This window comes from Brevundimonas naejangsanensis DSM 23858 (genome assembly GCF_000421705.1).
Taxonomy (GTDB): Bacteria; Pseudomonadota; Alphaproteobacteria; order Caulobacterales; family Caulobacteraceae; genus Brevundimonas; species Brevundimonas naejangsanensis.
The window spans coordinates 1,151,039-1,174,510 of sequence record NZ_ATXN01000002.1 but is presented as its reverse complement, the minus strand read 5'-3'; the positions used below and the strand labels follow the sequence as shown (position 1 = coordinate 1,174,510).

Annotated in this window: 25 protein-coding genes; 16 read left to right on the top strand and 9 right to left on the bottom strand. The window is 67.3% G+C overall.

The window, feature by feature from the left end:
* The first annotated feature begins 36 nt into the window (after positions 1–36).
* A complete protein-coding gene (locus tag H556_RS0105930) occupies positions 37–2,412 on the top strand; it encodes a TonB-dependent receptor (RefSeq protein WP_024353566.1) in 2,376 nt (791 codons plus the stop codon).
* Positions 2,413–2,474: 62 nt separating this feature from the next.
* Here H556_RS0105930 and H556_RS0105925 read toward each other — a convergent pair whose 3' ends face one another.
* Positions 2,475–2,927, bottom strand: a complete 453-nt coding sequence (locus tag H556_RS0105925; protein WP_024353565.1) for a DUF983 domain-containing protein — start codon at positions 2,925–2,927, stop codon at positions 2,475–2,477.
* Between the two features lie 148 nt (positions 2,928–3,075).
* On the opposite strand from H556_RS0105925, the gene H556_RS0105920 reads away from it, so the two are divergent.
* Positions 3,076–5,919, top strand: a complete 2,844-nt coding sequence (locus H556_RS0105920; protein WP_024353564.1) for a tetratricopeptide repeat protein — start codon at positions 3,076–3,078, stop codon at positions 5,917–5,919.
* Between the two features lie 75 nt (positions 5,920–5,994).
* On the opposite strand, the gene H556_RS0105915 is transcribed toward H556_RS0105920, so the two are convergent.
* From H556_RS0105915 to H556_RS0105905, 3 genes are all read right to left on the bottom strand, one after another.
* Complete coding sequence (locus tag H556_RS0105915) at positions 5,995–6,273, bottom strand: HU family DNA-binding protein (protein WP_003170475.1); 279 nt, start codon at positions 6,271–6,273, stop codon at positions 5,995–5,997.
* Positions 6,274–6,395: 122 nt separating this feature from the next.
* Positions 6,396–7,187 carry a flagellar type III secretion system pore protein FliP gene (gene fliP, locus H556_RS0105910; RefSeq protein WP_155802435.1) on the bottom strand — a complete coding sequence of 264 codons (792 nt, stop codon included), beginning with the start codon at positions 7,185–7,187 and terminating at the stop codon, positions 6,396–6,398.
* Between the two features lie 182 nt (positions 7,188–7,369).
* A complete protein-coding gene (locus H556_RS0105905; protein ID WP_024353562.1) occupies positions 7,370–7,648 on the bottom strand; it encodes a FliO/MopB family protein in 279 nt (92 codons plus the stop codon).
* Positions 7,649–7,815: 167 nt separating this feature from the next.
* Between H556_RS0105905 and H556_RS0105900 the strand changes: the two genes are divergently transcribed.
* From H556_RS0105900 to H556_RS0105885, 4 genes are all read left to right on the top strand, one after another.
* The gene (locus tag H556_RS0105900) at positions 7,816–8,220 is read left to right on the top strand and encodes a flagellar basal body protein (protein ID WP_024353561.1); all 405 of its coding nucleotides are present in this window, start codon (positions 7,816–7,818) and stop codon (positions 8,218–8,220) included.
* A gap of 13 nt (positions 8,221–8,233) precedes the next feature.
* Positions 8,234–8,668, top strand: a complete 435-nt coding sequence (gene flgC, locus H556_RS0105895; RefSeq protein ID WP_024353560.1) for a flagellar basal body rod protein FlgC — start codon at positions 8,234–8,236, stop codon at positions 8,666–8,668.
* Between the two features lie 13 nt (positions 8,669–8,681).
* Positions 8,682–9,005, top strand: a complete 324-nt coding sequence (fliE, locus tag H556_RS0105890; RefSeq protein ID WP_024353559.1) for a flagellar hook-basal body complex protein FliE — start codon at positions 8,682–8,684, stop codon at positions 9,003–9,005.
* An 86-nt stretch (positions 9,006–9,091) separates the two neighbouring features.
* Complete coding sequence (locus H556_RS0105885; RefSeq protein WP_024353558.1) at positions 9,092–9,475, top strand: VOC family protein; 384 nt, start codon at positions 9,092–9,094, stop codon at positions 9,473–9,475.
* A gap of 2 nt (positions 9,476–9,477) precedes the next feature.
* Here H556_RS0105885 and H556_RS0105880 read toward each other — a convergent pair whose 3' ends face one another.
* The 3 genes from H556_RS0105880 to folE are packed head-to-tail and all read right to left on the bottom strand — an operon-like array spanning position 9,478 to position 11,820.
* Positions 9,478–10,623 carry an acyltransferase family protein gene (locus tag H556_RS0105880; protein WP_024353557.1) on the bottom strand — a complete coding sequence of 382 codons (1,146 nt, stop codon included), beginning with the start codon at positions 10,621–10,623 and terminating at the stop codon, positions 9,478–9,480.
* Positions 10,624–10,671: 48 nt separating this feature from the next.
* Complete coding sequence (locus tag H556_RS0105875; protein ID WP_024353556.1) at positions 10,672–11,211, bottom strand: GrpB family protein; 540 nt, start codon at positions 11,209–11,211, stop codon at positions 10,672–10,674.
* A gap of 21 nt (positions 11,212–11,232) precedes the next feature.
* Positions 11,233–11,820 (bottom strand): GTP cyclohydrolase I FolE, encoded by a 588-nt coding sequence (gene folE / locus H556_RS0105870; RefSeq protein ID WP_024353555.1) that lies wholly within the window; start codon positions 11,818–11,820, stop codon positions 11,233–11,235.
* Positions 11,821–11,970: 150 nt separating this feature from the next.
* Between folE and fliQ the strand changes: the two genes are divergently transcribed.
* The 4 genes from fliQ (at position 11,971) to cckA (ending at position 16,403) form a co-directional block, all read left to right on the top strand.
* Entirely contained in the window at positions 11,971–12,234 is a 264-nt protein-coding gene (gene fliQ / locus H556_RS0105865) for a flagellar biosynthesis protein FliQ (protein ID WP_024353554.1), read from the top strand.
* Positions 12,235–12,249: 15 nt separating this feature from the next.
* Positions 12,250–13,020, top strand: coding sequence for a flagellar biosynthetic protein FliR (gene fliR, locus H556_RS0105860; protein WP_024353553.1), 771 nt, complete (start codon positions 12,250–12,252; stop codon positions 13,018–13,020).
* Positions 13,013–14,089 (top strand): flagellar biosynthesis protein FlhB, encoded by a 1,077-nt coding sequence (gene flhB / locus H556_RS0105855; RefSeq protein ID WP_024353552.1) that lies wholly within the window; start codon positions 13,013–13,015, stop codon positions 14,087–14,089. The genes fliR and flhB overlap by 8 nt, the downstream gene beginning before the upstream one ends.
* A gap of 244 nt (positions 14,090–14,333) precedes the next feature.
* A complete protein-coding gene (gene cckA, locus H556_RS0105850; RefSeq protein WP_024353551.1) occupies positions 14,334–16,403 on the top strand; it encodes a cell cycle histidine kinase CckA in 2,070 nt (689 codons plus the stop codon).
* A gap of 15 nt (positions 16,404–16,418) precedes the next feature.
* On the opposite strand, the gene H556_RS0105845 is transcribed toward cckA, so the two are convergent.
* A complete protein-coding gene (locus H556_RS0105845; protein WP_024353550.1) occupies positions 16,419–16,601 on the bottom strand; it encodes a hypothetical protein in 183 nt (60 codons plus the stop codon).
* Positions 16,602–16,794: 193 nt separating this feature from the next.
* Between H556_RS0105845 and H556_RS0105840 the strand changes: the two genes are divergently transcribed.
* On the top strand, positions 16,795–17,409 hold the full coding sequence (locus H556_RS0105840; protein WP_024353549.1) for a superoxide dismutase: 615 nt from the start codon (positions 16,795–16,797) through the stop codon (positions 17,407–17,409).
* Positions 17,410–17,474: 65 nt separating this feature from the next.
* Here the strand turns inward: H556_RS0105840 and H556_RS0105835 are convergent, their stop codons facing one another.
* Positions 17,475–18,944 carry an amidohydrolase family protein gene (locus H556_RS0105835; RefSeq protein ID WP_024353548.1) on the bottom strand — a complete coding sequence of 490 codons (1,470 nt, stop codon included), beginning with the start codon at positions 18,942–18,944 and terminating at the stop codon, positions 17,475–17,477.
* Positions 18,945–19,208: 264 nt separating this feature from the next.
* Here H556_RS0105835 and rpsD point away from each other — a divergent pair, with 264 nt between their 5' ends.
* From rpsD to H556_RS0105810, 5 genes are all read left to right on the top strand, one after another.
* On the top strand, positions 19,209–19,826 hold the full coding sequence (gene rpsD, locus H556_RS0105830; RefSeq protein WP_003169687.1) for a 30S ribosomal protein S4: 618 nt from the start codon (positions 19,209–19,211) through the stop codon (positions 19,824–19,826).
* Positions 19,827–19,984: 158 nt separating this feature from the next.
* A complete protein-coding gene (locus tag H556_RS0105825; protein ID WP_024353547.1) occupies positions 19,985–20,365 on the top strand; it encodes a lipoprotein in 381 nt (126 codons plus the stop codon).
* Positions 20,366–20,489: 124 nt separating this feature from the next.
* Positions 20,490–22,871, top strand: coding sequence for a bifunctional diguanylate cyclase/phosphodiesterase (locus H556_RS0105820; RefSeq protein WP_024353546.1), 2,382 nt, complete (start codon positions 20,490–20,492; stop codon positions 22,869–22,871).
* An 87-nt stretch (positions 22,872–22,958) separates the two neighbouring features.
* Positions 22,959–23,087: a hypothetical protein gene (locus H556_RS16720; RefSeq protein WP_003169681.1), complete on the top strand. Its 129-nt coding sequence runs from the start codon at positions 22,959–22,961 to the stop codon at positions 23,085–23,087.
* On the top strand, positions 23,087–23,470 hold the full coding sequence (locus H556_RS0105810) for a hypothetical protein (RefSeq protein ID WP_024353545.1): 384 nt from the start codon (positions 23,087–23,089) through the stop codon (positions 23,468–23,470). The genes H556_RS16720 and H556_RS0105810 overlap by 1 nt, the downstream gene beginning before the upstream one ends.
* Positions 23,471–23,472: the final 2 nt, after the last annotated feature.

The following is a 23,472-nucleotide window of genomic DNA, read 5'->3' as shown; positions in this document are numbered from 1 at the left end:
CTTGCGCCGTCGCTCCGCAAAGCGGTTTTTCCTCCCATGATTTTCGCTGTCCGCGCCGCGTCTCTCGCGTCGGCCTCCGTCTCCGTGCTCGCTTTCGCCGCGCCTGTTCTGGCCGAGGCGCCCATCGACACAGGCCCGACCCAAGTGTCCGAGATCGTGGTGACGGCCGAAAGGCGCGAGACACCGCTGGCGGCCACGCCCCTGTCGCTGACGGTAGCGGCCCAGCCCTTGCTGGACGGCGTCGGCGTGCGCGACATCAAGGATCTGCAGATCCTGGCGCCGGGGCTGATCGTGGCCTCGACCTCGAACCAGACCTTCACCACCGCTCGCATCCGCGGCGTCGGCACGGTGGGCGACAATCCGGGCGTGGAAAGCTCGGTCGGCGTCATGATCGACGGCGTTTACCGCCCGCGAAACGGCGCCGCCCTAGGCGATCTGGGCGAGGTGGAACGCGTCGAGGTGCTGAAAGGCCCGCAGGCGACCCTGTTCGGCAAGAATACCTCGGCGGGCGTCATCAACGTCGTCACCGCCGCCCCTTCGTTCGACGCGCGCATGGCGGGCGAAGCGACCTTCGGCGACTATGGAACGCACGGCGGTTCCGTCTCCCTGACCGGCCCGATCGTGGACGAGGTTCTGGCCGGGCGGCTGTATGTCGCCGCGCGTCGTCGCGACGGCGTCTATGACGTCAAGACAGGCGACGGCCCGCGCACCTCGACCGACGATCAGACCGAACACTACGACACCGTGCGCGGTCAGCTGCTGTGGCGCGCCACGCCGGACCTGACCGCCCGCCTGACCGCCGACTGGACCGAGCGGGACGAGCGTTGCTGCGTCGGCGTGCAACTGGTGACCGGCGCGACGGCGCCTCTTCTGGCGACCTTCGCGCCCGACGGCGGCGTGGCGGCGACGCCCAAGCCTTGGGACCGCGTCGCCTATTCCAACCGCGACACCAACACCCGCATCCGCGACAAGGGCCTGGCGCTGCACCTGAGCGCCGACCTGGACTGGGCGACGCTGGACAGCACCTCGGCGGTGCGCGACTGGCGCGGCGTCATCAGCCAGGACTGGGACTTCACCTCGGCCGACCTGGCCTATCGCCCGGACGACGGCAGCTGGTCGAACCGCTTCCGCACCCTGACGCAGGAGTTCCGCCTGTCGGGCCAGAACGGAAAGCTGGATTGGTCGGCGGGCGCCTTCTTCGCCGCTGAGAGGCTGACCCGCCGCGACAGCCTGCTCTACGGCGCCGATTACGAAGGCTACGTCAGCCGCCTGCTGTCGCGCTCGGCGTTGAACCCGCTGGGCGACCCGAACTACGTCTCGACCCTGACCGGCCTGCCTGTCGGCCAAAACTTCGTCGAAGGCGAGGGCCAGTTGGACCGCTACTGGCAGACAGCCCGCAGCGCCGCCCTGTTCGGCCAGGTCTCCTACGCCGTGACCGACCGCCTGACCCTGACCGGGGGCCTGCGCCGCACCCATGAGACCAAGGAGATGACGGCCGCCTATCACAACACCGACGGCGGGCGGGCTTGCGCGGCGGCGCTGGCCAACGGCGTGAGCAACGCCACCTTGTGCCTGCCGTGGTCGAACCCGGCCTTCAACGGCCTGAGCCAGTCGGAGACCGTCAAGGACGAGGCCTGGACCGGCATGGCCCGCGCCGAGTTCAAGGCGGCGGAGGGGACGCGCCTCTACGCCTCCTGGTCGCGAGGGCGCAAGAACGGCGGCTTCAACCTGGACCGGGGGCAGACCAATCTGGTCCCCGACGCCTCGTGCGCCTTCCCGGCCGAGAGCGCCGACGCCTTCGAGGCGGGGATCAAGAGCGTGATGCTGGACCGGCGCCTGCTGGTCTCGGCCGCCGCCTTCCGCCAGACCTATGAAGACTTCCAGTTGAACACCTTCCTGGGGACGACCTTCTTGGTCCGCTCCATCCCGCAGGTGCGGGCCAAGGGCGTCGAAGCGGATTTCATGCTGCTGCCGTTTGAGGGGCTGTCGCTGCAGGGCGGCCTGACCTACGCCCAGACAGAATACGGCGACGACGCCGTGCCGGGCCTGCCGCTGCTGGCGGGCAAGCGGATGAACTTCGCGCCGTTGTGGAGCGGGTCGCTGGCCGGAACCTATGAGCGGCCGGTGGCGGCGGGGCTGACGGGCCGGGTGACGCTGGCGGCCAAATATTCGTCGGAATACAACACTGGCTCGGACCTGGACCCGGCCAAGAGCCAGCCGGGCTTCTGGCTGGTCGACGGCCGCGTCGCCCTGGCCCGGGACGATGCGTGGAGCGTCGAGCTGTGGGGCCGCAATCTGTTCGATCAGGACTATCGCCAGGTGGCCTTCGGCGCCCCGTTCCAGACGGGCACCCTGGGCGCCTTCCTGGGCGCGCCGCGGACGGTGGGCGTGACCTTGCGAGTCATGCGCTGAGGCCATGAAAAAAGGACGCCGGCGATGCTGGCGTCCTTTTTTAAATTCACGGTCGCGACAGATCAGTTCTTGTCGCGGTCTACAGCCTTGGCCGCGCGCTCGGCCTGGCCGCGCCAGCCGTAGCCTTCGCCATGTTTGCCGACGCTGATGAAGGTCGCTTCCTCGGCCTTGTGGAAATACTGCTCGGACACCATCCAGCCCTTGAAGGGACGCAGCACCGACAGGCACATGGCCGCCAGCACCGGGAAGGTCACCAGAAAGTGGACCCAGACCGGCGGATGAACGGTGAACTCGAAGATCATGAAGGCGATCATGCCGACGACGCCGACGGCGCACATGACGAAGAAGGCCGGGCCGTCCGCCGGATCCGCGAAGCTGTAGTCCAGCCCGCATTCGGGGCAGGACTCGCGCAGGCTCAGATAGCCCTTGAACACGGGGCCCTGGCCGCAGCGGGGGCAGCGGGCGCGGATGCCGGTCTTCACCGGGCTGATCGGAGGATAGGCGGGGTCGGACACTAAAACTGTTCCTACGGCGAACGATGTCCATGATGTCGGCCGTTCGCCACGGGGAAGCAAGCGGGTGTTTTGTCCTATGGGCCGACAGACCCTCGGGTCCGGCCCCGTTAACGACGATTAAAGCCCTTCGCGCGAGCATGCGCGCGATATGTCCGGGGCCCCCGCCAAGAAGCGCGTTCTGCAGACGACCGTGGCGGCCGCCGCGGCGGGCGTCGTCGTCTTCGCGCCTCTGGCTCCGGCGCCGTCGTTGGCTCAAGGGCAGTCTCAGGCGGGCGCTCCAGTCGAGATCCGCATCGGGGCCAATGCGGGCTTCACGAGGATCGAGTTCGCCGGGGTCGTCGGAGCGCGTGCGCGGGTTCGCCAGGACGGCCGCACCGTCGTGGTCCGCATCGGCACGACCGCCGCCCCCGACGTCAGCCGCCTGCGCGTCGATCCGCCCAAGGGGCTCGAGAAGATCGAGACCCGCGCGGCGCAGGGCGCGACCGAGCTGGTGTTGACCCTGGCCGAGGGGGCGGGCGCGACCAGCGGGTCCGCCGACGGCGCCGTCTGGCTGAACCTCTATGCGCCTAGCAAGGACGGCGACGGTCTGCGCCGCTCGCCCGTGCCGATCGGCGGAGCGGTGCCGGTGGCGGCCGAGGCCAAGGGCCAGCAGACCATCATGCGCTTCGACTGGAGCGGTCCGGTCGGCGCGGCTGTCTTCCGGCGCGGCGAGGCGGTCTGGGCCGTGTTCGATCACGCCGCCCGCATGCAGATGAAGGGCGAGAGGCTGAACGGCGCCCGCTGGGCCGCCGGGCCTGACTTCACCGCCGTGCGCATTCCGGTCGAGCCGGGTCAGGCCGTGGCCGCCCGCGCCGAGGGGTCGACCTGGGTGGTGACCATCGGCGGAACCGCCCCTGCTCCCAGCGGCGTGGACATCGAGCGCGACGACGCGGTCAAGGCGTCGCTGACCGCGCGCATGGCCGGGGCGACCCGCACCGTCTGGCTGACCGACCCGATGATCGGTGACCGCTTCGCCGCCGTCACCGCCCTGGCGCCGGGCAAGGGGCTGAAAGTCGGGCGGCGTACGGTGGACGCAGGCTTCCTGCCGACCGCCCACGGCCTGGCGGTCGAGACGCCGACCGACGACCTGAGCGTCACCGCCGACGGCGATCTGGTCACGGTGACGCGGCCGCGCGGCCTGACGCTGTCCTCGCCTACCGCAGGGCTCGAACGGGCGGCAGAGGGCGCCGATGCGCCGCGCGCGGCGTCGCGCCCGGCCCTGATCCCGGCCGACTGGTCCGCTGATGCGGGCGAGGGGGGGGGCTTCATCGCCCGCCATCGCGCCCTACAGGACGCCGCCGAACGCGAGAGCGGCCGCGCCGCTGAAGACCCGCGCGCGCCCATCGAGGCGCGGCTGGCCTACGCCCGCTTCCTGGTCGGGCATGGTCTGGGGTTCGAGGCGGTTGGGGTGCTGAACGCCCTGATCAAGCAGACGCCCGCCATGCAGGGCGTGGCCGAGGTGCGCGGCCTGCGCGGCGCCGCCCGCGCCTCGATCGGCCGCTTTAACGAGGCGGAGGCTGACTTCTCCTCCGGCGCGCTGGCGGGCGATCCCTCGACCAAGGTGTGGCAGGGCTATGTGGCCGCCCAGCAGGGCGATTGGGCCAATGCGCGGCGGCTCTTTGCGGCCGGCGCAGGCGTGGTCGATGGCTTCGCCCCCGAATGGCGCGCCCGCTTCGGCGCCGCCCATGCGATGGCGGCGGTCGAGACCGGCGACGCCGACGCCGCGCGCGAACTGCTGGCCTATGTCTTCAGCCAGCCGAACGTCTCGGCGCCCGACCAACTGACCGCCCGTCTGGTGCAGGCGCGGCTGTTCGAACTGGATGAGAAGCCCGAGCGCGCTCTGGCGGTCTATAAGGCGGTGGCGCGCGCACCGCTGGACGGCATCGCCACGCCCGCGCGTCTGGGCGTCATCAAGCTTGAGATGGCCAAGGGGGCGCTGAAGGCCGACGCCGCCGCCGTCCAGCTGGAGGCGCTGAAATGGCGCTGGCGCGGGGATGCGACCGAGCTGGCGGTGATCCGCACTCTCGGTGAACTCTATCTGTCGCAGGGCCGTTATCGCGAGGCCCTGACCACGCTGAAGACGGCGGGGTCGAAGATCGTCACCCTGCCGGGCGGCGACCGGCTTCAGGCCGATCTCGACAACGCCTTCCGCGCCCTGTTCCTGGAAGGCGCGGCCGATGGCCTGCAGCCGGTGCAGGCGCTGGCCCTGTTCTTCGATTTCCGCGAACTGACGCCCGTCGGCGCTGACGGCGACGAGATGGTGCGGCGGCTGGCGCGACGCCTGATCGACGTCGACCTGTTGGATCAGGCGGCGGAACTGCTGAAATATCAGGCCGAGAACCGGCTGGACGGGGTGGCGAAGGCTCAGGTCTCGACCAATCTGGCCGCTGTCTATCTGATGAACCGCCAGCCGGAAGAGGCGCTGAAGGCCCTGTGGTCGTCGCGCACGACACTGTTGCCCGCCGCCATGAACCTTGAGCGCCGGGCGCTGGAGGCTCGCGCCCTGATGGAGCTGGGCCGTTATGAGCATGCGCTGGAGGTGCTGGGCAAGGACGCCTCGCCCGCCGCGCGCGACGTGCGCGCCGACATCCTGTGGAAGCAGCAGCAGTGGGGGGCGGCCGCCGCCCTCTACGACCAGCGCCTGGGCGACCGCTGGAAGGAGACGGCCGTGCCGCTCAGCGAGGTTGAGGAGACGCGCCTGATCCGCGCCGGGGCGGGATATTCGCTGGCGCGGGACGCCGGGGCGCTGACCCGTCTGTCGAAGAACTACGCCGGTTTCGCCGAGGGCGCGCGCTCGCCGGGCGCGATCCGGGTGGCGCTGGCGGGGCTGGACGGCGGCGACTCGGGCCGCCCGCAGGACTTCGCCGCCCTCAGCGCCGGGGCCGACGCCTACGCCGGCTGGATCGCCCAGACCAAGGCTGAGTTCAGGGCGAAGACGGGCGCGGGCCAATAAAAAACCCCCCTCCCGACGGGAGAGGGGTCTTTTGCGTCCGCTCCCCGCGAGGAGGACCGGACGCGCCTGAAAGGCTTAGCCGTTGACGGCGTCCTTCAGCGGCTTGGACACGCGGAAGCGCACGGCCTTCGAGGCCGGGATCTTGATCGTCGCGCCCGTGGCCGGGTTGCGGCCTTCGCGCTCAGCGCGCTCGGCGGTGTCGAACACGCCCAGGTTGGAGATGCGGACGTCGTCGCCCGACTTCAGAGCCTTGTGGATGTTCTCGACAATGGCGGTCAGCACCTTGCCGGCGTCAGCTTGCGAAACGCCCGCGTCTTTGGCGACAGCGGCGATCAGTTCAGCTTGAGTGGTCATGAGGGTATTTTCCCAATGGTGGTCGCCCGGAAGAAAGCGCCGGGCGAGGACCGGGGGATCAACGACGGTTTTTATGAACTTGGCAAGCCCGCATTGGCGTCAAGACCTTGCAGGCTGGGGATTTATCCGGTTCCGGAGGCTCTCTGGAAGCTCTCGACCAGGCTTCCGGCGACCAGTCTCCACCCGTCCACCAGCACGAAGAAGATCAGCTTGAAGGGCAGGCTGACCACCACCGGCGGCAGCATCATCATGCCCATGGACATCAGCACGCTGGCGACCACCAGATCGATCACAAGGAACGGAACAAAAAGAAGAAATCCGATGGTGAAGGCGGTCTTCAATTCGCTGATCATGAAGGCCGGGGTGACGACCCGCAGGGGCAGGTCCTGCGCGTTCGCCGTGGCCGTGACGCCCGACAGTCGGGTGAACAGGGCCAGGTCGTCGGGCTTCACCTGGGACAGCATGAAGGTTTTTACCGGTTCGGACGCCGCATCGAAGGCTTGAGGCAGTTCCATCTGCTGATCCATCAGCGGACGGACCCCCGAATCATAGGCGTCCTGCCAGGTCGGCGCCATGACGATGGCGCTCAGAAACAGGGCCAGGGACACCAGGACGGCGTTCGGCGGCGACTGCTGCATCCCCAACGCCGTGCGCAGCAGCGACAGCACCACGACGATCCGCACGAAGCTGGTGGTCATGATGACGATGGACGGGGCCAGCGACAGCACCGTCATCAGCCCGACCAACTGCACCACGCGCTGCGTCAGGCCCGCGCCGGTCCCCAGGTCGATGTTGATGGCCGATCCGCTCTGCGCCGCCTCCTGCGCCAGGGCGCCCAGCGGCCAGATCAGGCACAGGGCGGTGGTGATCAGCGACAACAGAGCCGCGCGCTTCAGTTCGGCGCGGGTCGGCATGGCGAACAGGCTCTGTTTCTCCCTCCCCTTCATGGGGAGGGTGGTCGCGCAGCGACCGGGTGGGGAGGGCCTTATGGAACGCGCGGCGCTCGCCGCTAAGGTCGCCCCCACCCGGCTTCGCCCTTTCGGGCTCAGCCACCCTCCCCATGAAGGGGAGGGAGAGGCGCCATGCTTGCGGCCGCTCACTTCACGCCTCCCGGTTGGCGCGGCTCGATCAGTTCGCGACCCTCGCCCAGCAGGATCAGCCGTTCTTCGTCATCGACGCGGATCAGAACCAGACGGCGCGACGGGTCCAGCACCAGGGTCTCGACGACCTTCATCCGCCGCACCTGTCCCTGCTGGCCCTGAAACCGAGCCAGGATTTCCGGCGCATAGCGGCGCGCCGCCCAGGCGGCCAGGCCGATGATGCCCAGGGTGATGGCCAGGCCGAAGATCGCCCGGAACAGATCAAGGAAGTTCATGCGGATGCAGCCCCAGACGCACGATAAAGTCGCACACGACGGCGGCGCGCGGACGCGGCGCTTCGGGGCTATGTTTCAACGTACGTGGTTAACGGCGCGTTTAGGGATACGGGATATTAACCATGCAGGCGGCAAATTCTGCCGATCCGTTCGTCCGGGGGATTCGCATGTCCGTCACCGACCTGCCGCTGCTCAATCAGATAAAGGGCCGTCTGGCATGGCTGGACGACCGTCAGCGGGTGATCGCCGAGAACGTCGCCAACTCCAACACCGCCGGCTATATCGCGCGCGACCTGAAGACGCCCGCCGATTTCGCCACAGCCGTGAAGAAGAACGCCGGGCTGCGCATGACAGCCACCAATGCCCATCACGTCTCTCCGCCCGCGCGGGCGCCGCGCTTCGAGGGGATGGAGTCGCCCGATTCCGAGACCACCCTGGACGGCAATTCGGTCGTGGTCGAAGAGCAGATGCTCAAGATGGCCGAGAGCCGCATGGCCTATGACGCCGCCATCGGCTTCTACCAGAAGTCCATGCAGATGATCCGCCTGGCGGCCAAGAAGCCTGCGGCCTGAGGGGGAGTGAAGCATGCCTGACCCGATCAACAACCGCCCCGTCACGCCGCGCAACACGGCCATGGCGGTCGCCTCGACCGCGCTGAAAGCGCAGCAGTCGCGGATGCGGATCATCGCCGAGAACATCGCCAACGCAGAGTCTACGGCCAACGTCGCGGGCGGCCAGCCGTATCGGCGCCAGATGCCGGTGTTTCAGAGCCGCGACGTGGACGGCGCGACCGGCGTCGCCCTGGCCGAGGTTCGGCCGGATCAGCGTGACTTCCGCATGGACTACGACCCGTCGCACCCGGCGGCGAACGCGGAAGGCTATGTCATGCGGCCCAACGTCGACACCCTGATCGAGGCGATGGACATGCGCGAGGCGCAACGCGCCTATGAGGCCAATCTGAACGTCATCGAGACGGCGCGGAACATGGATTCGCGCACCCTCGACATCATCAAGAAATAAGAGGGGCTAAGGCATGAATCCCATCATGGCCGCCCGCGCTTACGCCGCCGTTCAGGGCGGCGGCGGCGTTAACGTCGCCTCTACCGCCAACGCCGCCGCGAGCGCCGGTCCGAATGCGGCGGGCGGCTTCGCCGACCTGTTGCAGAACGTCATGACTCAGACGACCGAGGCGACCCGCACGGCCGAGGTCCAGATGGCGCAGTCGGTTCAGGGGCAGGGCAATCTGATCGACGTCGTCACGGCCATTTCTTCGGCCGAGGCTTCGCTGGAGACGGTGATGGCCGTGCGCGATCAGGTCATCTCGGCCTATCAGGAAATCATGCGGATGCCGATCTAGGCTGCCTTTGCCCCTCAATGAGGCTGGCGCGCGGGGATCGAACCGGGCCGCCGCACGCTTTCTTTCAGATCAGGAAAGGAAGCGTGATGCTCAAAGACAAGAACTCCTCGGCCATCGTGGCGGTAAAGGATCTTCAGCGGGCGAAGACCTTTTATTCCGATGTGCTGGGACTGAACCTGGCGGACACCGGCATGGATGGCGTGCTGGGTTATCGCACAGGCAATACGTGGCTGACGGTTTATCAATCGGACTATGCCGGCACGAACCGGGCCAACGCCGTGGTCTGGGACGTGGGTGTAGAAGTGGACGATATCGTCGCTGATCTTAAGGCCAAAGGCGTCGCCTTCGAGCGCTATGAGGGCATGGAGCAGGACGGCGACGTCCATGTGGCCGGGCCGCTGCGCCTGGCCTGGTTCAAGGATCCGGACGGCAACATCCTGCACCTGTTCGGCGGCGCCGGGGCAGGCTGAGGCTATCCTTCCAGTGAGACCACCGGCTGGCTGACGTCGGCGCTGCGGCCGCGCGCCTTCAGCCAGGCGCGGATGCGGTTCTGGATCGGCTGGTCGATCAGATAGTGCAGGCCGAAGGCGAAGACGAAGGCCGCCAGCACGCCCAGACCCCACAGGCCCCAGCGCCAGACGTCGCCCAGCGCCAGCTTGCCCGCCAGGGCGTCGGCCAGGCCGAACCAGGCGATGCGCACCACTTCGTTCGAGATGAACATGGAGAAGGACACCATCGCCGCCTGCTCGACCAGTTTGGAGGGCTTGCGTCCCGGAACGGCGCCCGCCGCCAGGATGATGATGCTGATGAAGACCAGCGAGATTAGGGCGTGTTTGTCGAAATATTGGACGCCCGCCAGGGCGACGGCGGCCAGCACGCCTGCCCAGCCGGCGACGCGCGGGTTGATCCATACCCCTTGCGCGAACCAGGCCAGACCCATGCCGAGGATGAGCAGGGGCAGGGCGCGCCAGATGCCCAGGTTCAGCGGCATCTGATAGACGGGATATTTCAGGATCGCCCAGCTCAGCTCATTGGCGGCCAGATAGCCGACGACGACCAGAATCAGCGCCGTCCACGGCCCGATCCGGCTGAGGCCGCGCAGCACGAAGGGAAAGGCGACGTAGCAGCCCAGCAGGGCCGAGATCGACCACGTCGGCGCGTTCCAGCCGATGCCGCCGTGCACCCCGAACGACTGCACCAGAGCGACCTGAGCGGGCAACTGATCCCAGGCGAACCACTCGGGATGGTTGGGCGGCATGCCTGCGGCCGTGGCGACGAGCACTAATGCAACGAGCAGACCCAGGACGATGAGGTGCGCTGGAAACACCCTCAGCGCCCGCTTCAGGAAAAAGTCGGCCTTTGACATGCGGCCTGACCCGACCGCCCGGCCATAGACGCGCATCAGCACATAGCCGCTGTCGATCAGGAAGAAGTTGGTCAGCAGGAACCCGCCCCGCTCGAACACGGGATGTAGCCCTTCGGCCAGCGGCACGGGCGCTGACATCTGGAAGTGATGCAGGATGATCAGGGCGGCCACGATGAAGCGCAGCGCATCCAGCCACCCGCCGCGCCCGATCGGCGGCGGCTCATTCCGGGACGAAAACACGGCCTGCAGCATGGCGACTCCCTTGTTCGGAAGGGGGGCATGCAGGAACGGGGCCGTGGATCAGTCCGATGAAGCGGCGGCCCAGTTCAGAGCGTCGGCCTCGATCGTCTGGACCCAGTTGGACTTGCAGTCGCCATAGGCGTGGGAGTCGTCCGGATGGGCGGCGCGGCAACGCGCCTTTTCCGCGTCATAGGCGGCGGCGATCGCGGGGTTGGCGCGCAGATAGTCGCGGAAGGCCAGGTGCCGGGTGATCTCGGGCGAACCTTCGGCGTAGGCGTGAACCTGCACCAGACGGTGCCCCGTGGCGGGATCGCTCAAGGTCAGATAGCGCCGCCCCGGCAGGCCGTATTCACCCCACCACTCATAGCCCAGCGTCTCGATCGCGGCGCGGTGGTCGTCCAGGTTCGACAGGTCGCCCGCCACCGGCATCAGGTCCAGAACAGGCTTGGCGGCGATGCCGGGGATGGCGGTCGACCCAATGTGGTGAACCGCCTTTAGCGCCGGGCCGAACGCCTGATACAGGCGCGCGGTTTCGCATTCCGCCTGTTCCGCCCATGCCGGATGGTGCGGTTCCAGTTCGACACGGAAGGGCGGCGGCATCGTCGTCTCAGCCCCGGATTCTCAGCCCCGCACCAGACGCAGGAATTCCTCGCGCGTACGCGGGTCTTCGCGGACGGCGCCCAGCAGGCAGCTGGTGGACAGGCTGGCGCCTGGAACGTTGACGCCGCGCATGGTCATGCAGCTGTGTTCGGCCTCGATGACGACGCCGACGCCGACCGGACGCAGCACGTCCTGGATGGCCTGGGCGATCTCGGACGTCATCTTTTCCTGGATCTGCAGGCGCCGGGCGTAGCCGCGCACCACGCGCGCCAGTTTGGAGATGCCCACGACCCGGTCGGTCGGCAGATAGCCGACGTGCGCCTTGCCCACCACCGGCAGCATGTGGTGTTCGCAGAAGCTGACGAAGCGGATGTCCTTCAGCACGATCAGTTCGTCATAGCCGCCGACCTCTTCGAAGGTCTTTTCCAGATAGTCGCGCGGTTCGACCTCATAGCCCTGAAACAGCTCGCGATAGGATTTGGCGACGCGTTTGGGCGTTTCGATCAGGCCTTCGCGCGCGGGATTGTCGCCGGCCCAGCGGATCAGGGTGCGGACGGCGGCTTCGGCTTCTTCCTGCGAGACGGGCGGAGTGGGGGCGTGATCGGTCATGAGCGCTTCATAGCGCCGAGGCGTCATCGAAGGCCAGAGCCGAGCCTGAGCGACTTTTTGTCCAGACGGTTAGCGCGGCGTTAACCATCCTGTCGGCATTTTCTGCCGACTGACCCGTGTCTGATGTTCGGCGGGGTTTGGGGAACGGCGATGAACGGCGCGGAAGTTCTGGATGTCGGGCGCGACGCCCTTTGGCTGACCATTCAGCTGTGTCTGCCGATTCTGACCGTGGCGCTGGGCGTCGGCGTCTCCATCGGCCTGTTCCAGGCTCTGACGCAGGTGCAGGAACAGAGCCTGGTCTATGCGCCCAAGATCGTGGCCGTCTTCGCCGCCCTGTTGCTGTTTCTGCCGATGATGGGCGCGCTTCTGGGCGGGTTCATGAACGAAATCGCCGCCCGCATCGCGGGAATGTAAGGCGAGGGCAGGCGGGTGGAGCCCTATGCGACGGCGGAGCAGGTCTGGACCGGCGGGCTGATCTTCGCGCGTGTCGGCGCCATCCTGATGCTGCTGCCCGGTTTCGGGGAATCCTATGTGCCGCCGCGTGTGCGGCTGTCGCTGGCGCTGGTGCTGTCGCTGGCCTTGTGGCCCGTCGTGGCCAGCAGTCTGCCGGCCCTGCCCGCCACCCTGGGGGCCACCGTCGGCTGGGTGATGCGCGAGGTCCTGACCGGCCTGGCCATCGGCGCCATCCTGCGCAGTTTCATGACCGCCATGACGACGGCGGGCGAGGTCGTGTCCCTCCAGACCACCCTCGGCTTTTCCCAGACGGCCAATCCGATGCAGGCCCAGCCGGGCACCACCCTGTCGGCCTTTCTGATGCTGCTGGGCGTGACCCTGGTGTTCGCCACCAACACCCATCACCTGTTCATCGGCGGCATGGTCGGATCCTATGAGGCGATCGCCCCGGCCAAGCCGCTGATCGTGTCGGACTTCACCCAGATGGCGATCCGCACCCTGAGCCAGAGTTTCACGCTAGGGGTGCAACTGGCGGCGCCGGTGCTGGTCTTCGCCCTGATCTTCAACCTGGCGTCGGGGCTGGTGGCGCGGGTCATGCCCAGCTTTCAGGTCTATTTCGCCGCCGCGCCCTTAAGCGTCGTTCTGGGGCTGTCGGTGTTCGCCCTCAGCCTGGGGGTCCTGGGGACCGTCTTCATCGACCGCTATCGCTCGGTGGCGGCCTTCTTCACGGGAGGCGCCGTTGGCTGACGGTCCCGATCCCGAGTCGAAAACAGAAGAAGCCACCCCGCGAAAACTCGAACAGGCGCGCAAGAAGGGCGATGCCGCCAAGTCGCCGGACGTGGCTCAGGCCCTGTCGCTGGCAGGGGCCGCGTGGGTTCTGCTGGCGGGCGGCGGCATGTTCGCCACGCAGATTGCGGAGGGGCTGATGCCCTTCCTGTCGCAGCCGCACGCCATGATCGGCGGGCTGGAGGCGGGGGCCGGCATCGAGATCGGGATGCGCGCCGTCTGGGTGGTGACGCCCTTTCTGGCGGCGGTGTCGTTCGCCGTCATACTGGGCGGCGTTGGGGGCAATCTGGCGCAGTCGGGCCTGATCTTCACGGCCGAGAAGCTGAAACCCAAATGGTCCAAGGTGAACCCGCTGGAGGGGTTCAAACGCATCTACGGCCCCGACGGCGTGGTGCAGTTCCTCAAGACCTTCATCAAGCTGGTCGCCATCGGCGCCGTGTGTTTCTGGGTGCTGAACCCGCATGTGCGCGAACTGGAGGAACTGGCCGCCATGAGCCCGGCCTACATCCTGCCGTTCGCACGGGACCTGGCGCTGGCGTTGATGGTGTCGGCCCTTGTGTTCCTGGGACTGACGGCGGGCATGGACTATCTGTGGCAGCGGATGCGCTTCGCCAAGCGGATGCGGATGACCAAGGAAGAGCTGAAGGACGACTTCAAACAGTCCGAAGGCGACCCCCATGTGAAGGCCAAGCTGCGCCAGATCCGCATGCAGCGCGGACGCCAGCGGATGATGCAGGCCGTGCCGGACGCCACCGTCATCATCACCAACCCGACCCACTATTCGGTGGCCCTGCGCTATGAACCGGATCAGGGCGACGGCGCGCCCGTCTGCGTCGCCAAGGGCGTGGACGCCCTGGCCCTGCGCATCCGCGAGGTGGCCAGGGAGCACGAGGTGCCGATCGTCGAGAACGTCCCCTTGGCCCGCGCCCTCTATGCGGCGGTCGAGGTCGACGACGTGATCCCGCGCGAACACTTCGAAGCGGCGGCCAAGGTCATCGGCTTCGTCATGCAGCAAAGGAAGCGGCGATGAGGGGCGAGGGTATCGTCTCTCCCTCCCCTTCATGGGGAGGGTGGCTGAGGCCGACAGGCCGAAGTCGGGTGGGGGCGTCTTGGCTGGTCAAGCGCGGCATCCAGCATCACCTCGCCCTCCCCACCCGGTCGCTGTGCGACCACCCTCCCCATGAAGGGGAGGGAGAGGCGTCGCGGCTGCGCGTTAGGGCGCGCGAAAGAGCTTCGGTATGCTGACGAACCCTGATTCGCGCGGGCGAGACGCCATGATGATTTCCCGACCCCAAGACAGGTTGAAGGCGCAGGCGACGCGCCGCCCGACGTTCGATCCCCTGCTGGTGATCATGGCCGTGGGCTTCACCCTGGCGGTCGCCGCCATCGCCTATCCGGCCTTTCGGGCCAACGCCTTCAGCGCGCCGGGCCTGATGCTGATCTTCGCGGCCGGCGCTACGGCCTTGATTTGGCTGTTCGCCTTCGGTCGGGCCGAGGTTCGGCGGGCCAATGGCGATACGGCGGTCGAGATGCTGGACGCCCTGGCCGAGCCCGCCGCCCTGGTGTGGCCGTCGGGACAGGTGCTGGCCTACAACGCCGCCTGGGCCGAGGAGAACGGAACCGTCACAACGCTTCCACGTGGCAAGTCGGCGCAGGCCCTCTACATGGCCTTCGCACAGGCGCGTGAGGGCCAGCAGGGGCGCGCCATCGTCCAGATCGGCCCGCGAGAGAAAGAGGTGCTGATCGGACAGGCCGGGCAGGGGCGTTTTCTGGTTCGCGCGGCGCCCGACGCCGTCCTGCCGCTGGCTCCCAGCGCGCCCGTCGCGCCTCAGCCCGCCGCCCCGACGGGCGAGGCCCGCGCCATGGCCGCCGGGGCGCCTTTCGGCTCGGCCGTGATCGGGGGCGAGGACCTGTTCGCAGGCCGGGCTGAGGAGCCGAATGCGGCGATGGCCCTGCTGACCGGCCCGGCCGCCTCGGGCGACGCCGCCTTCGGCCATCTGTTCGACCCGGCGGGCGTGGCCGAGGCCAGGGTCAAGCTGGAGGCCGGATCGTCCGGCCCGATCGAGCTGATCGCCCGCGCTCACCCGGATCGCCAGCTGCACCTCTATGTCGCGCCCGAAGGCGACAGACGCCGCGTCTGGCTGTTCGACGTGGCGGCGCAGAAGTCGATGGAGCTCCAGCTGTCTCAGGCCCAGAAGATGCAGGCCGTGGGCCAGCTGGCGGGCGGGGTCGCGCACGACTTCAACAACCTGCTGACGGCGATCCAGTTGCAGCTGTCGGGCCTGCTGGAGCGGCACCCGGTCGGCGACCCCTCCTATGAAGGGCTGAACGAAATCCGCCAGACGGCCATCCGCGCCGCCGATCTGGTGCGCAAGCTGCTGGCCTTTTCGCGCAAGTCGACGGTGCGGCGCGAGCGGCTGGACCTGGGCGAGCTGGTCGGCGAGTTCGCCGTGCTTCTGCGTCGTTTGCTGCGCGAGGACGTGCGGCTGGAGACCGACTATGGCCGCGACCTGCCGCTGGTGCTGGCCGACAAGAGCCAGCTGGAGACGGCGGTGATGAACCTGGCCGTCAACGCCCGCGACGCCATGCGCGGCGTGGTTGAGCCGGGCGCGGGCGTCGTCACCATCCGCACCCGCCGCCTGACGGGCGCCCAGGCCCGCGACCTTGGCTGGCGCGAGGCCACCGAGGACGTCGCCCTGATCGAGGTGTCGGATACCGGCCCCGGCGTGCCGACCGCCCTGCTGGACAAGATCTTCGAGCCCTTTTTCACCACCAAGGCGGTGAACGAGGGAACGGGCATGGGTCTGGCCACCGTCTACGGCATCGCCCAGCAGGCGGGCGGCCACATCACCGTCGCCAATCTTGAGAATGCGGGCGCCGCCTTCCGCATCTTCCTGCCCGCCGCCACGGCCGAGGAACTGGTCGAGGCCCCGGTGGTCGAGAAGGTCGTCAAGGCGCCGCGCGACCTGTCGGGCGCGGGCCGCATCCTGTTCGTCGAGGACGAGGCCGCCGTGCGCGGCATCGCCGCCCGCCTGCTGCGCCAGCGCGGCTATGAGGTGATCGAGGCCGCCGACGGCGAGGAGGCCCTGATCCTGGCCGAGGAATGGGCGGGCCAGATCGACATGCTGATCTCGGACGTCATCATGCCGGGGCTGGACGGGCCGTCGCTGCTGAGGAAGGCGCGGCCGTTCCTGGGCGACGCCCCGGTCATGTTCATCTCGGGCTATGCCGAGAGCGACTTCTCGGACCTGCTGCAGGACGAGGTGGGAGTATCCTTCCTGCCCAAGCCTCTGGATATCAAGACCCTGGCCGAACGGGTGAAGCAGGAGCTTCACGCGAGCTGATGCAGGGCGAGGGCGTCAGGCCCTGAGGTCGAGCCTATCGTCCGACGACCAGCGGCGCTCCCGCGCAGCTTCGTGCAGGGTGTCGGCGAGATCGAGCAACTGATGACGGCGCAGACGTGGAATCACTTCCAGCAACCGCAGGCGCAGGCTTTCCGCTTCGGCGTCGGAGAGGAAGGCGTCGCGAGAACGGACAGGCATGATGCGCCGTCCTTGAAAAGCGACCGCAATGACGGTCCGGGGCGCTCGGAAAACCGTTATTTGCCTCTTTAGGTTCCGAAAAACGGCCTTGGCTCGACAATTGTGAACAAAGGCGACGTTCAAGGCTTGGGTATGTCGCGCGCGGCCCTAGATAGGGTCCAGAGGAATCACACGCCGTAAAGAGGAGTCTCCCATGGCCTTCACCCTGCCCCCGCTGCCCTACGCCTATGACGCGCTGGAGCCGGCCATCGACAAGGAGACGATGACCTTCCACCACGACAAGCATCACCAGACCTACGTCGACAATCTGAACAAGGCGATCGACGCCGACTCCTCGCTGCAGGGCAAGTCGCTCGAAGACCTGTTCGCCCAGATGTCGAAGCTGCCCAAGGCGGTCCGCAACAACGGCGGCGGCCACTGGAACCACAGCCTGTTCTGGGAACTGCTGGCCCCGGCCGACAAGGCGGGCGCGCCCTCGGCCGAACTGGCCGCCAAGATCGACGCCGAACTGGGCGGCATGGACAAGTTCAAGGCTGACTTCGACGCCGCCGGCGCCGGTCAGTTCGGCTCGGGCTGGGCCTGGCTGATCCTCCAGGACGGCAAGCTGAAGGTCACCTCGACGCCGAACCAGGACAACCCGCTGATGGACCTGGCCGACGAGAAGGGCGCCGTCCTTCTGGCCGCCGACGTGTGGGAGCACGCCTACTACCTCAAGTACCAGAACCGCCGCGTCGACTACCTCAAGGCCTTCTGGTCGGTGGTGAACTGGAACAAGGTCAACGAACTGTACGAAGCCGCCAAGGGCTGATCGCCCGGCGTCTGAGCGCTTGATCTGCGGCCGCCGTTTCCGATGGGAAGCGGCGGCCGTTCTGCTTAATCTCCCTGCTTGGCCATGAGGGCGGCCAACAGCGTCTCGCCGTCATCCAGCGCCCGCCTCTGCATGGCGGCGGGATCAAGTATCCGGCCGTCCAGAATGATCTGGCGCAGGCGGCGGGTGGCGCGGATATCCTGCGACGGGTCGCCGGCGACCACCAGCAAATCAGCGCGGCGTCCGACGGCGATGAGGCCGATATCCTTGCGCTGAAGGATGTCTGCTGCGGACCCGGTCGCCGCCGACAAGGCCTGAAGGGGGCTCAGGCCCGCACGGGTCATCAACTCCATTTCCAGATGAAGGCCGCCGCCCGGCAGGTTGTAAGCGCCTGCGGGCGTGTCGGAGCCAGCGCCTATGCGGCCGCCCAACTGGGCCAGGCGCACCATCACGGCGGCGCCGATGCGGGCGTCCAGCTTCGCCTTTGCGTTGCTCCCAGGGCTGCTATGAAAATGCTGATGGATGCCGCGCCATTGCTGGTCCAGGCCGTCGCGGACCGTCCCCCGCGCGGCGCCTAACGGCAGTTCGGACAAAACCGGCTCGGGCGATTCCGGCTCGGCCGTGAAGTGAGAGACAGACAGGGTAGGCACCAGCGCCGTCTTCGCCGTCAGCAGGGCGCGGGCAAGCTGATCAATCAGAGCGGGATCGAGAGCGTCCTTCTCCAGGTCGCCGCCCAGACGCTGGTAGGCCAAGGCTGCGCCGCTGGCGTGCTCGAGACTATCAATGCCCAGAGCGGCGGCCTCAAGCAGATCGACCTCGGCGCCCCCGAGTCCGCGCGTCGAGGCCATGCCCAGATCGGCCATTGTAGGCAGACCCAGCGTCCTGGCGCGCTGGACGGCGGCGGCGAAGGCGTCAGGCGGCAACTGCTCGTACAGCTTGACCCAGTCGGCCCCTTCCGCCGCCAGGGCGTCGACGGCGGCGATCGCCTGTTCGGGCGTCTCGGCGATCAGCAGTTCAACGCCTTCCAGCGACAGGCCATCGGCCGGGCGGGCCGGTGAGAGCGCGCCGGGCTCTGCTTCGGGATAGAAACGTTTGATGATGCTGTTATCGCCGTCCAGCATTGGGCCGGCCCAAATCAGACGGGTCTGCGGCGCAGGCAGGGCCTGAAGGGCGCGGACCATAGCAAGGTCGGTGTTGGCGGATCGCACCGTGGTCACGCCCGAAGCCAGGAACCAGCCATAGTAGTGGGGGCGCGGGTGGGCGTGCAGATCGATCAGGCCGGGCATGATGCTGCCTTCGCCCGCGTCGATGAAAACGGCGCCGGGAGGCGCGGGACAATCGTCCGCCCTGCCGACGCAGGTGATGACGCCGTCGATCGCCACGACCCGACCTTCAGGGATGGGCGCCGCGCCCGAGCCGTCGATGATCCGCCCCGAGAGCGCCACAGCATAAGGTCGGTCGGCCTCGCCGGCCTGCGCCGCCGCCGTCGCTAGAACGGTCAGGGCCGCCGCCGCCGTAAGCCAAAGCTTTTTCATGATGTTGTCAGCCTCCCGAGCTGTTTCTTCTTGCTCGGACAACTGCACGGGACGGGGCTGCGGGCTCAAGTTTCCTTTCTGTCATGCAGGGACCAGAATGGTCGGGGACATTGACTCCGCGGCGCGTCGCCTTCATAAGCCCGCCCTTCTCGCATCGGGTTCGTCCCGAGGCGCGATGTCTATTACGGACGATGCGTGGACCGCCGTTGAGATCGCCGCTCCAATCGGGGAGGGGCCGGGCCGCATCATGATGAAGAGTGACATATGTCCAAGCGCCACAGCGCCAAGTACAAGCTCGACCGGGCCATGGGTGAAAACCTGTGGGGTCGCGCCAAGTCTCCTGTCAACAAGCGCTCCTACGGCCCCGGCCAGCACGGTCAGCGCCGCAAGTCCAAGGTTTCTGACTTTGGTCTGCAGCTGAAGGCCAAGCAGAAGCTGAAGGGCTACTACGGCAACATCACCGAGAAGCAATTCGCGGCGACCTACGCCGAAGCCGCCCGCCGCAAGGGCAACACCTCGGAAAACCTGATCGGTCTGCTGGAATCGCGCCTGGACGCCATCGTCTACCGCGCCAAGTTCGTGCCGACCGTCTGGGCCGCCCGTCAGTTCGTCTCGCACGGCCACGTCACCGTCGACGGCAAGAAGGTCGACATCGGTTCGTACCGCGTCAAGCCGGGCCAGGTCATCGAGGTCAAGGAGAAGTCGCGCAACATGGCTCTGGTGCTGGAAGCCCAGCAGTCGAGCGAGCGTGACCTGCCTGACTATCTGGAACTGGGCGATCGCGGTTTCTCGGTCCGTTACGGCCGCGTGCCGGAACTGTCCGACGTTCCGTACCCGGTGAAGATGGAGCCGAACCTGGTCGTCGAATACTACTCCTCGTAAGTTCGACGGATCAGCCAAGGTTCTTGGCCACGGTTCTTTGGAAGGCCCCGGCGACGCCGGGGCCTTTCTTTGTTCATATTGCGGCCCTGACGGTTCACTTTCGGGCCAATTGCGCGCACAATGGATAATCAACAGGGTCGCGCCCAGGGAGGCCGAACATGAGAAGGTCTTTCTTTGGTCTGGTTCTCGCTGCCGGGCTCGCCGCCTGCGCCCATGCGCCGGGTGAACTGGTGAGGACCGAAGGCATGCCGGGCCAGCTGGAGCCGATCCACGCCGCCGCCTTCACGCGCGACCTGGCGGTGTTTCGCGTCAGCTCCAACGGCTGCACTGACAAGGGCGACGTGAAACCCTTCATCACCCGGCTGAAGGATTCGGCGGTCATTACCTTGCGCCGCCTGGATGAGGATCGCTGCACCCGCCCGGTCAAGGACGGCGTCCAACTGCAATGGACCTTCGAGGAGATGGGCCTGCCGCCCGGCGCCAATGTGGTCGTCAACAATCCATATCTGCTGAACGGCGACGAGGGCGTGGCCCAATAGGCCGCAGTTCCAAGCCCCGGGCGCGCTGAATCTTCAGCCTTCGTTAGCCACGCTCGGACAGTCGGGTTTAAGGCCTGAGCCATAGAACGGCAGGCCGTTTTTTCCTGCTTGGCGTCTCCCCCGCATGCGCGTTCTTTCGTGTCTGACCGATGACCACCATTTCGGTCTGGTGGCTCTGGCCGCTTTTATCTGTCTGGTTGGCAGTTGGATCACCAGCGGCCTTCTACGCAGAGTCCGTGATGAGCGTGGCGTCTCCCTGGCATCCTGGCTCTTCCTGGGGGCGCTGGCGGGCGGCGCCACCATCTGGTGCACCCACTTCGTCGCCATGATCGCCTACCGGCCGGGCGTGGATATCGCCTATGAGCCGCTGTTGACCGGCGTCTCGCTAGCCATCGCCATTGTGGGTGTCGGCCTGGCTCTGGGCGGGGCGACGATCCGCGGACGTTTCGCGCCTGCCCTTGGCGGGGCGGTGTTCGGACTGGCGGTCGCCGCCATGCACTTTGTCGGCATGGCCGCCATGGCGGTGGAGGGCGTGGTGCACTGGTCCTACGCCTATGTCGCCGCCTCCCTGATCGGATCGGTGGTGTTCGGCGCCGCCGCCTTCCAACTGAGCGCCTGCGAACAGGATCGGTTCGCCCGCATCAAAGGCGCTGCGGCGATGGTTCTGGGCATCGTCTGCCTGCATTTCACGGCGATGGCGGCGATGACCATCATTCCCTTCGTCGCCGCAGACGGCGTGCTGACTGGCGAGGATGCGCAGCATGTGCTGGCGCTGGGCGTCGCCGGGGTGGGCCTGCTGGTGCTGGGGGCGGGCGCCGCCAGCCACGTTCTGGACCGTCAGGCGCACGCACTGCACCGCGAACGTCAACAATATCTGATCGATAGCAGCGTCGACGGCATGGCCATCGAGCGCGACGGCGCCATCATCGCCGCTAATGAAGTCCTGGCGACCCTGCTGGGAGTCGAGCGCGAAGTCCTGATGGGGGCGAGTCTGGAGCAATGGGTCGAGGACGCGCATCGTCTCGCCGACGGCGCCATGGCCCAGACCGTGCTGCGGTCCGACGTCGGAGACGTCGCCATCGAGCTGTCGGCCCGTCGCGACCAGACCACCGGCGGGCGCACCATGATCTATGCGGTGCGCGACCTCCGCGACCGGATGGCTCAGGAGCGTCGGATCGCTCATCTGGCGCGGAACGACAGCCTGACCGGCTTGCCTAACAGGGCTTCCTTCCTGGAACGGCTGACCCGGCTGAAGAAGACGGCGGCGGAAGGCGAGAATCTGGCCCTGTTCGCCCTGGACCTTGATCGGTTCAAAGAGGTGAACGACCTGTACGGCCACGCCGTCGGCGATCGGCTTCTGTGCACCATCGCCGAGCGGATGAGGGCGGCCCTGCAGGAGGGCGAGTTCATTGCGCGCCAGGGCGGCGACGAATTCCTGGCTCTGGCGTCTGTCTCGAACCGGGACGAGGCTCTCGCCGTGGCCGAACGTCTGCGCGAGGCGGCGATTCAGACCGTGACCATCGAGCACGCCGACCTGTCGTGCGGCGCCAGCATCGGTGTTTCCCTATGGCCTGAAGACGCCCAGGACGTCTCCACCCTGATCAACAACGCGGATCTGGCCATGTATCGCGCCAAGGCCTCTCTGACCCAGGATGTCTGCTTCTATGAAGCGGACATGGATCAGGCCGTCCGCGCGCGCCGCCGCGTCACCCAGGCGCTGCGCGAGGCGCTGGAGCGCGAACAGTTCGAACTGCACTATCAGGTGCAGGCCTCGGTCGAGACGGGCCGGGCCACCGGGTATGAAGTCCTGCTGCGCTGGAAGAACGACGAAGGCCGCTACACGTCGCCTGCAGACTTCATTCCCGTGGCCGAGGAGACCGGGCTCATCCTGCCGATCGGCGAATGGGTCCTGCGTCAGGCCTGCCGGCAGGCCGCCGCCTGGGCCGAGCCGCACCGCATTGCGGTCAATCTGTCGCCGGTCCAACTGAGCCATGTCGACCTGCCGCGTCTGGTGCATCAGATCCTGATGGAGACCGGCCTGTCGCCGTCGCGTCTGGAGCTTGAGATCACCGAGACGGCGATGATCACCGACATGGAGCGCACTACACATGTGCTGCGTCAGCTGAAGGCGCTGGGCGTCACCATCGCCATGGATGATTTCGGAACCGGCTATTCCTCGCTGTCGACGCTGAAGGCCTTCCCCTTCGACAAGATCAAGCTGGATCGCTCCTTCATGCTGGAGCTGGACGGGGCGGCGCCCCAGTCGCGGGCCATCATCCGCGCCGTCCTGACCATCGGCGAAAGCCTGGCGATCCCGGTTCTGGCCGAGGGCGTCGAAACCGCCGAGCAGCTGGCCTTCCTGCGCGCTCAGGGCTGTAATGAGGTTCAGGGCTATCTGCTGGGTCGGCCCCAGCCGGAAGCCGACGCCCTGTCGCAGGGCGCCGCCATGATCCCGGCAGCCCCCGCGCAGTCCGCTCCGATGCGGGCAGCAAGAGAGGCCGCCTGAGGCGGGCGTTCGCAGCCTTTCCGATTATTCACGTGATCCAGAACCGCGACGCTGGCAGTGTCGGGTCAATCAACACGGGAAAATCCTATGCGTCGTCTCATCATCGCTCTCGCCGTCGCTGCGGTCGCCGCGCCCATGCTGTCGGGCTGCATCATCATCGCCACCGAGAAGCCGACCACGCGCGTCATCCACTCGGCCCCGGCTGAGGCGAACTGATGCGTCTGGCTGCTGTTACGGCTGCGGCCGCCCTGCTGCCCCTGCTGGGCGGCTGCGTCATCTATTCGAACGAGGGGGGCGAGAAGGTCTCCATCGTCACTGATCAGGGGGCGACGCGCGCCGAGGCGCTGGAAGCCGTGCGCAAGGTCGACTTCGACGGCCAGCGGCTGAATGTGGTGGTCGGCTCCAACGGCTGCACCGAAACCTCCAGCTTCGAGGTCAAGATCAAGGACGGCGATCCGGCTGAACTGACGTTGACGCGCCGTACGCCGGACCTTTGCAAGGCTCTGGTTGCGGAAGGCGTGACGGTCAGCTGGACCTACGCTGAACTGGGTCTTGAGCGCGGCCAGCCGGTGCGCGTGCTGAACCCGATCAGCCTGTAAAA

Excerpts from the sequence above, each read along its gene's own strand:
- H556_RS0105930 (WP_024353566.1), top strand. The coding sequence starts at position 37 with ATGATTTTCGCTGTCCGCGCCGCGTCTCTCGCGTCGGCCTCCGTCTCC.
- H556_RS0105920 (WP_024353564.1), top strand. The coding sequence starts at position 3,076 with ATGTCCGGGGCCCCCGCCAAGAAGCGCGTTCTGCAGACGACCGTGGCG.
- H556_RS0105915 (WP_003170475.1), bottom strand. The coding sequence starts at position 6,273 with ATGACCACTCAAGCTGAACTGATCGCCGCTGTCGCCAAAGACGCGGGC.
- fliP (WP_155802435.1), bottom strand. The coding sequence starts at position 7,187 with ATGCCGACCCGCGCCGAACTGAAGCGCGCGGCTCTGTTGTCGCTGATC.
- H556_RS0105905 (WP_024353562.1), bottom strand. The coding sequence starts at position 7,648 with ATGAACTTCCTTGATCTGTTCCGGGCGATCTTCGGCCTGGCCATCACC.
- H556_RS0105900 (WP_024353561.1), top strand. The coding sequence starts at position 7,816 with ATGTCCGTCACCGACCTGCCGCTGCTCAATCAGATAAAGGGCCGTCTG.
- flgC (WP_024353560.1), top strand. The coding sequence starts at position 8,234 with ATGCCTGACCCGATCAACAACCGCCCCGTCACGCCGCGCAACACGGCC.
- fliE (WP_024353559.1), top strand. The coding sequence starts at position 8,682 with ATGAATCCCATCATGGCCGCCCGCGCTTACGCCGCCGTTCAGGGCGGC.
- H556_RS0105885 (WP_024353558.1), top strand. The coding sequence starts at position 9,092 with ATGCTCAAAGACAAGAACTCCTCGGCCATCGTGGCGGTAAAGGATCTT.
- H556_RS0105880 (WP_024353557.1), bottom strand. The coding sequence starts at position 10,623 with ATGCTGCAGGCCGTGTTTTCGTCCCGGAATGAGCCGCCGCCGATCGGG.
- H556_RS0105875 (WP_024353556.1), bottom strand. The coding sequence starts at position 11,211 with ATGCCGCCGCCCTTCCGTGTCGAACTGGAACCGCACCATCCGGCATGG.
- folE (WP_024353555.1), bottom strand. The coding sequence starts at position 11,820 with ATGACCGATCACGCCCCCACTCCGCCCGTCTCGCAGGAAGAAGCCGAA.
- fliQ (WP_024353554.1), top strand. The coding sequence starts at position 11,971 with ATGAACGGCGCGGAAGTTCTGGATGTCGGGCGCGACGCCCTTTGGCTG.
- cckA (WP_024353551.1), top strand. The coding sequence starts at position 14,334 with ATGATGATTTCCCGACCCCAAGACAGGTTGAAGGCGCAGGCGACGCGC.
- H556_RS0105845 (WP_024353550.1), bottom strand. The coding sequence starts at position 16,601 with ATGCCTGTCCGTTCTCGCGACGCCTTCCTCTCCGACGCCGAAGCGGAA.
- H556_RS0105840 (WP_024353549.1), top strand. The coding sequence starts at position 16,795 with ATGGCCTTCACCCTGCCCCCGCTGCCCTACGCCTATGACGCGCTGGAG.
- H556_RS0105835 (WP_024353548.1), bottom strand. The coding sequence starts at position 18,944 with ATGAAAAAGCTTTGGCTTACGGCGGCGGCGGCCCTGACCGTTCTAGCG.
- rpsD (WP_003169687.1), top strand. The coding sequence starts at position 19,209 with ATGTCCAAGCGCCACAGCGCCAAGTACAAGCTCGACCGGGCCATGGGT.
- H556_RS0105825 (WP_024353547.1), top strand. The coding sequence starts at position 19,985 with ATGAGAAGGTCTTTCTTTGGTCTGGTTCTCGCTGCCGGGCTCGCCGCC.
- H556_RS0105820 (WP_024353546.1), top strand. The coding sequence starts at position 20,490 with ATGCGCGTTCTTTCGTGTCTGACCGATGACCACCATTTCGGTCTGGTG.
- H556_RS16720 (WP_003169681.1), top strand. The coding sequence starts at position 22,959 with ATGCGTCGTCTCATCATCGCTCTCGCCGTCGCTGCGGTCGCCGCGCCC.
- H556_RS0105810 (WP_024353545.1), top strand. The coding sequence starts at position 23,087 with ATGCGTCTGGCTGCTGTTACGGCTGCGGCCGCCCTGCTGCCCCTGCTG.